Source organism: Ruegeria sp. CK1, assembly GCF_056536545.1.
This window is the reverse complement of sequence record NZ_JBQFPX010000019.1, coordinates 1-7,353: the sequence shown is the minus strand read 5'-3', so window position 1 is coordinate 7,353 and position 7,353 is coordinate 1. Positions and strand designations below refer to the sequence as shown.

Annotated in this window: 6 protein-coding genes, 1 pseudogene and 1 riboswitch; of the genes and pseudogenes, 1 reads left to right on the top strand and 6 read right to left on the bottom strand. The window is 54.9% G+C overall.

What is annotated here, in order from left to right; translation table 11 throughout:
* Nucleotides 1-210: 210 nt before the first annotated feature.
* Nucleotides 211-1,176 carry an agmatinase gene (speB, locus tag ACR0L3_RS20485; RefSeq protein WP_480747646.1) on the top strand — a complete coding sequence of 322 codons (966 nt, stop codon included), beginning with the start codon at nt 211-213 and terminating at the stop codon, nt 1,174-1,176.
* 146 nt (nt 1,177-1,322) lie between these two features.
* Here the strand turns inward: speB and ACR0L3_RS20480 are convergent.
* From ACR0L3_RS20480 to ACR0L3_RS20455, 6 genes and pseudogenes are all read right to left on the bottom strand, one after another.
* Nucleotides 1,323-1,689: pseudogene (locus ACR0L3_RS20480) on the bottom strand (ABC transporter permease subunit); the annotation flags it as partial.
* A gap of 12 nt (nt 1,690-1,701) precedes the next feature.
* Nucleotides 1,702-2,538 (bottom strand): aspartate racemase/maleate isomerase family protein, encoded by an 837-nt coding sequence (locus tag ACR0L3_RS20475; RefSeq protein WP_480747645.1) that lies wholly within the window; start codon nt 2,536-2,538, stop codon nt 1,702-1,704.
* Between the two features lie 171 nt (nt 2,539-2,709).
* The gene (locus tag ACR0L3_RS20470; RefSeq protein WP_480747644.1) at nt 2,710-3,420 is read right to left on the bottom strand and encodes a thiamine ABC transporter ATP-binding protein; all 711 of its coding nucleotides are present in this window, start codon (nt 3,418-3,420) and stop codon (nt 2,710-2,712) included.
* Nucleotides 3,407-4,954: a thiamine/thiamine pyrophosphate ABC transporter permease ThiP gene (locus ACR0L3_RS20465; protein ID WP_480747643.1), complete on the bottom strand. Its 1,548-nt coding sequence runs from the start codon at nt 4,952-4,954 to the stop codon at nt 3,407-3,409. Before ACR0L3_RS20465 ends, ACR0L3_RS20470 begins: the two co-directional genes overlap by 14 nt.
* Nucleotides 4,930-5,910 (bottom strand): thiamine ABC transporter substrate binding subunit, encoded by a 981-nt coding sequence (thiB, locus tag ACR0L3_RS20460; protein WP_480747642.1) that lies wholly within the window; start codon nt 5,908-5,910, stop codon nt 4,930-4,932. The genes ACR0L3_RS20465 and thiB overlap by 25 nt, the downstream gene beginning before the upstream one ends.
* Nucleotides 5,911-5,942: 32 nt before the next feature.
* Nucleotides 5,943-6,047, bottom strand: a riboswitch (TPP riboswitch).
* Between the two features lie 72 nt (nt 6,048-6,119).
* Complete coding sequence (locus ACR0L3_RS20455; RefSeq protein WP_480747641.1) at nt 6,120-7,160, bottom strand: YeiH family protein; 1,041 nt, start codon at nt 7,158-7,160, stop codon at nt 6,120-6,122.
* Nucleotides 7,161-7,353: the final 193 nt, after the last annotated feature.

The following is a 7,353-nucleotide window of genomic DNA, read 5'->3' as shown; positions in this document are numbered from 1 at the left end:
CTTCATACTCAAATTCCTTGTGTCATTCGGCCTGTGCAGCCGCAGTGAACATAACCCTGTTTGCGCACACTGATAAGCGCGCAAGCGACATGCGAAGTACCCGTATTTCCTATCATCTTCCTGAACGTCGCCTGGCTGCTGATTTTCCTTTGCTAAACTCGCACAGTTCGTGCTGAAACAAGTCTATAGCCAATAAGAAACGGAGAAACCATGTCGGGTCACGGGTATGAGTCTGGTCGTCTGAATCTGCCATTTGTAGGCATCGCGACTTTTGGCAAAAAACGGTATGTCGAAAATTGGGATGAAATCGACGCTGACGTCGCCATCCTAGGTGCGCCATTCGATTTCGGTTGCCAGTTCCGCTCCGGTGCCCGGTTTGGCCCCAGGGCTGTGCGCGAGGCGTCGACTTTGTTCAGCTTTGGTCATGCAGGTGCCTATGACCACGAGGATGACGCGACCTATTTGGGCGAAGACGTGCGTATCGTCGACCTTGGCGACGCCGATATCATCCACACCAAGACCGAGGAAAGTCACGCGAGCATCGAATATGGTGTGAAGAAGATTTTGGATGCTGGCGCTCTGCCTGTGACGATAGGCGGAGACCACTCGGTCAACATACCTTGCATCCGCGCTTTTGAAGAAGACTGCTCAAGGAATGGTCCTATCCACGTCGTCCAGATCGACGCGCACCTGGATTTTGTCGATGAACGCAAAGGAGTTACCGAAGGTCATGGTAACCCAATGCGCCGAGCAATTGAAAAGGAATATGTCTCGGGCATGACCCAGCTCGGCATCCGCAACGTGTCGTCGACGGCAAAGGAAGGCTACGAAGATGCGCGCGCACGAGGGTCGGATATTCTGTCGGTCAGGCAGGTGCGCAAGCTGGGAACCGATGGTGTTTTGGAGCGCATACCGGAAGGCGCGCGCTACTACGTGACGATAGACATCGACGCTTTTTGCCCTTCGATTGCACCCGGAACGGGTACGCCCAGCCACGGTGGATTTAAGTATTACGACGTACTGGAAATCGTTCAGGGCCTGAGTAAACGCGGCGATGTGGTCGGAATAGATCTGGTCGAAGTGGCCCCGGCCTATGACCAAACTGAAAGCACCCAAATACTGGCCGCTCAGTTGTTGCTAAATTTCATTGGGTTCATCTTCCATAACCGCAAGTAAGCCCCGTCGGAAGCCCGGCTCACGCGCTAAAGCGCGCGCCGGGCTGTACTCCGCAAGCCACATTACGGATCTTTGATCGACGTGCGTTGGTACAAGTGCGCGGACCAAATCTTTCATGTTCAGGACGCCGACCTGATTGTCGCTGTTTAGGACGCGCGATCCAGCACAATGGTCAACAGAACGATACTCAGACCGGCGATCAGGCCACTCCCAGCTAAAGGTTGCAAAAATTGCGCAGCACCAAAACACCAGGCCCGGCGCCGAGACCAATGATGCTATAATCACCATTGCAAGTCTCATCATGATAGTTTGGTTAACTCCTGCCATGATGTTGGGCAACGCAAGCCGCAATTCTACTCCCCACAGTTTCTGACGGGGTGACATACCAAAGGCATTGGCGGCGTCGATGACATCTTAGTCGACCAAACACATGCCCGGATCGGTCAGGCGGATCACTGGCACGATGGCGTAGAAAATGATGGCGATGCCATAGAGTTTCGGATGGCGTGCTGACTTTAAGACAAGCTATGTTTCCAGCGTAGCCAGCAGCTGACCGTGGTATGAAGTGGGCGCCAAGCCCAGCGTTTTGAACAAACGCCAATACAGAGCGGTATCGTGCCCAATTACAGGCTTACCCAGTCGTTTTTCCAGCTCTGCGGTGTGATGTACCGGACGGCGTGCAATCCCGTCACTTGGGCGGCGGTAATTGGACATGCCGTTAATTAGGAATGCGTCCACATTGGGCGCCTTACTGGCAGTGTAGTCAAAGGACTTCCAGATCAGTTCTTCGTCGAAACACCAGACACAATCGTCAACTTCCTTCTGCGTCTTGAACCATCCTTGATCATAGAAATTTCCTGCCCAGACCACATCAAAGCCGGCCTCCTGAAGGAACCCGACTGTGCCTTGATACCACGAGGCAGGATGGTAGCACGCGTTCAGCGCCACTTTTTCGGCGCCGATTTCACGCAATGCCTCGACCATCGCATAACCCGCCATGTGGAAAGGCGTTTCGTATTTGTCGCTGAGCATTTCGCAATGCTGTCGGATTCCCTCAACACCCAAGCCGCTGGCATGCACCCAGTTGGACCCCACTTGCCCACAGACGTCGGCGTTGTTGAGCGACATGCATTCGACAAATTCCTCAAGCAGCCCAAAGTTCTTTTTGCGCTGGTCCAGCCCATGCTGATAGCCCGGCACATGCAACATGCGGCCGTGCACCCCTACCGTTTCCGGCGCCATGCGAATAAAATCAGACGGCGCCGCGCAATAATCGAATGGTGGACATGTGAAACCGACTTGTTGCGGAAAAAGCTTTCGCTTTGGGTCATTCCAGCGCGCGGGTTTTACAAAACTATTCATCAGTCAACCTTCTGCTCAAACGGGTGCACATGAGTGAACCCTGTGGCAAGACAGCGTAGTGAGTCCATTGATTTTTAGGGAATGTAATCTTGCCAAATTTGCCAAGAGTCTTTGCTCTGGCATTTGGTTAAGTTCTTAAACCAGAGCAGCTTGGGGGCGATAAAGCCGGGTTTAGCCCCCTATGTGCCCATCCCCCAAATAGTCACGTAAGCTGGGTGGAGGGTTTTCGAACAAGTCTGACGTAGACGCGGGTGGATGTGCGCGTTCGTCAGCCACAAAAATAGTCTGGTCGGCAATTCGGCGCGCGTCTTGTGGGTCATGGCTGACCATTAATAGGGTGGTTCCCGTTTCGGCCACCAAACCGGCGACAAGGTCCAACATTTCGGCCTTAAGTGCTGGCCCCAATGCCGCGAAAGGTTCGTCCAGCAGCAAAAGCTGACGGCGTTGCACAAGTACTCGGGCCAATGCTACCCGGCTTTGTTGACCGCCGGACAGTTCTGCGGGTTTTCGATCGCCCATTCCGGGCAGCGCAACGCGCGCTAACGCATTCTGAACTGCCGTTTGGACTTCCGACGTAAAACGCCCGTTCGGACGTAGGCCCAAGGCGATATTTTGTTCGACCGTTAGATGCGGGAAAAGGTTACCATCTTGGAACAGCATCGCCAGTGGGCGTTTGCCCGGAGCGAAGTCGGATATACGCTCGCTATTCCATAATATCTGACCGTTTTGGAGTTCTCGAAACCCGGCAATTGCCTCCAGCAATGTCGACTTTCCCGCGCCGGATGGACCGACAATGGCCACGCTCGAGCCAGTTTCGACAGTGAAATCGGCCTTTAACGAAAAGTTTCCGTTTTTGATCACGCACCCATCAAGTTTCAGCATGCAGTCGCCCTCCGCGGTCCAACAGCCAGAAAGCCCCCATTGACAGGACCAACAACAACAACGCCGCTCCGGCTGCGGCCTGCATTTGGTACGCGCCCATCAGGCGATAGATTTGCAACGGAAGTGTTGCGATCTGTGGATCGGCGAAAAGAGCAATTACCCCAAGATCACCCATCGACAATGCAGCTGACAGTCCAGCCGCAAATCGGATTTGCGGTTGCATGCGAGGCAGCAGAACGCGAACGAAGAATGTTCTCTTGTTCATGTCCAGAGACAGGCCCAACCGCCCATACCGCGCTACCACATCCCGCGCAGCTGGCACCAGAATACGCAGTGCAAACGGCAGGGCCATAACGGCGTTTACCATTGCTGTCACTGGCAACGCCAATGTCGCAGGATCAGCAATCGGACGGATCAAGATGAACAAGCCCGTTCCAATCACCAAAGGTGAGGCCGCCAGCCCCAGAATACCGCTGAGTTCCACGATTCCGTACCGCCCAGTTGCAACGGCCATGGCCATCGGCAGTGCAACCAGTAACAAGACAACCGTGCTAGCCGTGGCAACCAAAATCGAGGTTAACGCGGCGCGAAACACCAAGATCGGCATTTCAAACAGTCCTGCGAAACCGGAAATAACAACTGCCGCCAGTGGCAGTAGAAGGAATGCCATTGCAGCCCCAATCCAAAACAAATCAAGGACCGGGACACCGCCGTCCCAACGGCGAATGGCGCGGTCCAAGCCTGCACCAAACCCATCGCCATGCGAAAACTTGAGTGCTGCCAGTGCTGCGATAACAGTCAGAACCAGTTGCAATGCGGAAAGCAGTGCAGCACGACCGAGATCAAAGTCGTAGGTGAATGCCTGATAGATCGCGAGCTCAATTGTTGTTGCGCGCGGCCCCCCTCCGAGCGTAAGCGCTACTGCAAAGCTTGTCAGGCAGATCGCAAAGATAACAGCCAATACGCCGGGAAGAATGCGCGTTAACATCGGCAATTCGATCAACCGAAACATCGCCATACCGTCGCAGCCCAATTGGGCGGCCAGACGAAATCGTTCCGCGGGGATTTCCTGCCATGCCTGCAGGATCAGACGCGTTGCCAAAGGTAGGTTGAAAAATACATGCGCCAGAACCACGCCATGCAACCCGTAAATACGCAAGGGCGGCAGACCAAACAGCCCCAATACATCGGAAACCCACCCTGCCCGACCGAAAACCTGCAACAAACCAAGGATCGCGACGATTACCGGCAGGATGAAGGGGGCGCCTAACAGTGCAATCAGCGCCCTACGGCCCGCAAATCTACGCCGGGCAAGCGCACGCGCTACCGGAATGGCCAAGGCAGCACTAAACACCGCAGACAGCACCGCTTGAATCAACGTAAAACGCAAAGCAGCCCAGTCAGCTGGGCCGAATCCGCCCGCTGTTTCTGCACGCAGGGCCACTGCGGCCAGCGTGCCCAGTATCAGCGCAGCGACCAGAGCCGCCGCACCGACACCAAGCCAAGGGCTTACTGGCTGAGCGCGCCCAACCATTCCGCAAGCGCCTGATCCCGCACTTCTGCAGCCTCTTCGGGGCTAAAGAGCAGCGAAATTTCCGGAGTAATCAGCGTATCAAAACCTTCGGGAAGACCCGACGCCGGGGTCACTGCCGGATACATCCAGTTGGTCGTAGGAATGATCTGTTGAAAGGTATCCGAGACCATAAACTCAAGAAACTGGTCTGCCAGTTCGGGTTGGTCAGTACCTGCCAGCTTGGCTGCGACTTCAACTTGCATATAGTGACCTTCGTCAAAGGCCGCCGCAACCTTGCTTGCGTCATCTTCTGCGATCAGATGATAAGCAGGGGATGTTGTGTAGCTGAGAACCATATCCGCTTCGCCATCCAGAAACAGCCCATAGGCCTCGGACCAGCCTTTGGTCACGGTCACGATATTGTCTGCAAGCCCTGCCCAGATATCAGAAGCTTCGTCACCATAGGCTGCCTTCACCCACAACAGCAGCCCAAGACCGGGCGTTGATGAACGTGGATCCTGAATGATGATCTTGGTATCCCCCTCCGCCAGTTCGCGAAAGTTGGCAGGGGCTGCGGCGTCGGCGTTATGAACAAATGCGAAATAACCCCAGTCATAGGGCGCAAAGGTGTCGTCTGACCATTCAATCGGCAGAGCATAATCGGCAGCGATCGAACTGGTTGCGAACAGGCCGGTTTCCTTGGCGGCAGCGATCAGATTGGTATCCAACCCCAGCACCACATCTGCGTCCGAGTTCTCACCCTCAAGCCGTATGCGAGACAGAAGAGCCGCGCCGTCCTCGACACCAACAAGGTTCAAGTCACAGTCGCAGACAGCCTCAAAGGCTTCTTCAACCTTGGGGCCCGGACCCCAGTCCGAGACGAAGCTGTCGTAAGTGTACACGGTTAGCTGAGGTTTATCAGCCGCTGCGGCCGCAGTTGCGCTCAGAAGTCCCGCAGCAATCATCAGATGTTTCATGTCATCCTCCATTGCGGCGAGAGGGCAAGGATGGATGAAACCTTTACCTTTCCCTCCGCCGGTTCTAGCCGGTTCAGGTTCAACGGGTTCGCCAAAGGCATCTCAGCGCGGCAGGCCACGCACCCCGAGGTGAAGTTGTCAGTAGGTCGGAATGGACCAAATTACAACCAGATTAACAGTTCTCCAGCCTGACGGTATCAGGCCGGAAATTAATAGTGCACAAAGTAGACCCCCACCAACACAAGCACTGCAATAAAGACGGTCTCGGCCACGATCAAAGCGATCGCCTGTCCACCTACATCCAGAATCCGCTTGAGTGACGTTTTCATACCGACCGCAGCAATTGAGATAAGCAGCGCCCAGCGGCTGAGGCTTGCCATTGCCGACGAGACAACCTCAGGGATCAATCCCATCGAATTCATCACGGCGAAGATCAAAAAACCGACCACAAACATCGGAAGGATAGGAGGACGCTTGCCGTCTTCTTCGTTAAACTCTGCGTAGCGCCGCACCACAAACGAGATTACCAGAACAACTGGGGCCAACATCGCGACCCGGATCAGCTTGACCAATGTGGCGACTTCACCCGTTTGATCGGAAACCGAAAAACCCGCGCCCACAACCTGCGCCACATCGTGGATTGTTCCGCCCAGGAACACGCCCGAAATGTCGTCGTCGAAATTAAAGGCCTCAGTCAGGATCGGGTAAGCGATCATAGCGACAGTCGATAATACTGTAACCGAGAGCACCGTGAAGATCAGGTTGCGTTCCGACTGCTCGTTCTTGGGCAGAATAGCCGACAAAGCCATTGCTGCTGATGCACCGCAGATCGCAACCGATCCCCCTGTCAGCACACCGAACCGCCAGCCACGTCCAAGCACCCGTGCACCAACAAGACCAAAAAGGATCGTCAAGATTACCCCTGCGATAACAACCACAATCAAGTCGGCGCCGAGGTTCATCATCAGCTCAACCGAAATCCGAGCTCCTAATAGCGCAACCCCAAACCGCAATACCGTGCGCGCAGTGAATTCAATACCGGCGCGACACCCACCTGCATCCTCCTCGGACAAAAAATGAAAGGCGATGCCCAACAAAAGCGCCATCAGCATCGCTGGAGCACCGTAGTGCTCTGACAAGAATTTGGCGGCGACCGCCACAACCACGGATACTAGGACTCCGTGCCCGTTTTTCTGCACGAAAGACTTTGCCCAAGCCAAGGGCGACTTGGATGCACTTAACGCCTGCATCTTGTTTCCTTTGTCACAATCGAGTGGCCAATAGGCCTAGTCCGCAACTATCCGGATCACGTTTGATCCGGATAGTTGCGGTTGGTTACGCCTCGGCTTGGGGTGCCATGTCTTCGGCTGCGATACCTGCGACGGCGACGGGTTTTTTCATTGCGTCGCGGCGGAAGGGTTCGCCGAGTTCCTGGTTGATCAT

Excerpts from the sequence above, each read along its gene's own strand:
- speB (WP_480747646.1), top strand. The coding sequence starts at position 211 with ATGTCGGGTCACGGGTATGAGTCTGGTCGTCTGAATCTGCCATTTGTA.
- ACR0L3_RS20475 (WP_480747645.1), bottom strand. The coding sequence starts at position 2,538 with ATGAATAGTTTTGTAAAACCCGCGCGCTGGAATGACCCAAAGCGAAAG.
- ACR0L3_RS20470 (WP_480747644.1), bottom strand. The coding sequence starts at position 3,420 with ATGCTGAAACTTGATGGGTGCGTGATCAAAAACGGAAACTTTTCGTTA.
- ACR0L3_RS20465 (WP_480747643.1), bottom strand. The coding sequence starts at position 4,954 with ATGGTTGGGCGCGCTCAGCCAGTAAGCCCTTGGCTTGGTGTCGGTGCG.
- thiB (WP_480747642.1), bottom strand. The coding sequence starts at position 5,910 with ATGAAACATCTGATGATTGCTGCGGGACTTCTGAGCGCAACTGCGGCC.
- ACR0L3_RS20455 (WP_480747641.1), bottom strand. The coding sequence starts at position 7,160 with ATGCAGGCGTTAAGTGCATCCAAGTCGCCCTTGGCTTGGGCAAAGTCT.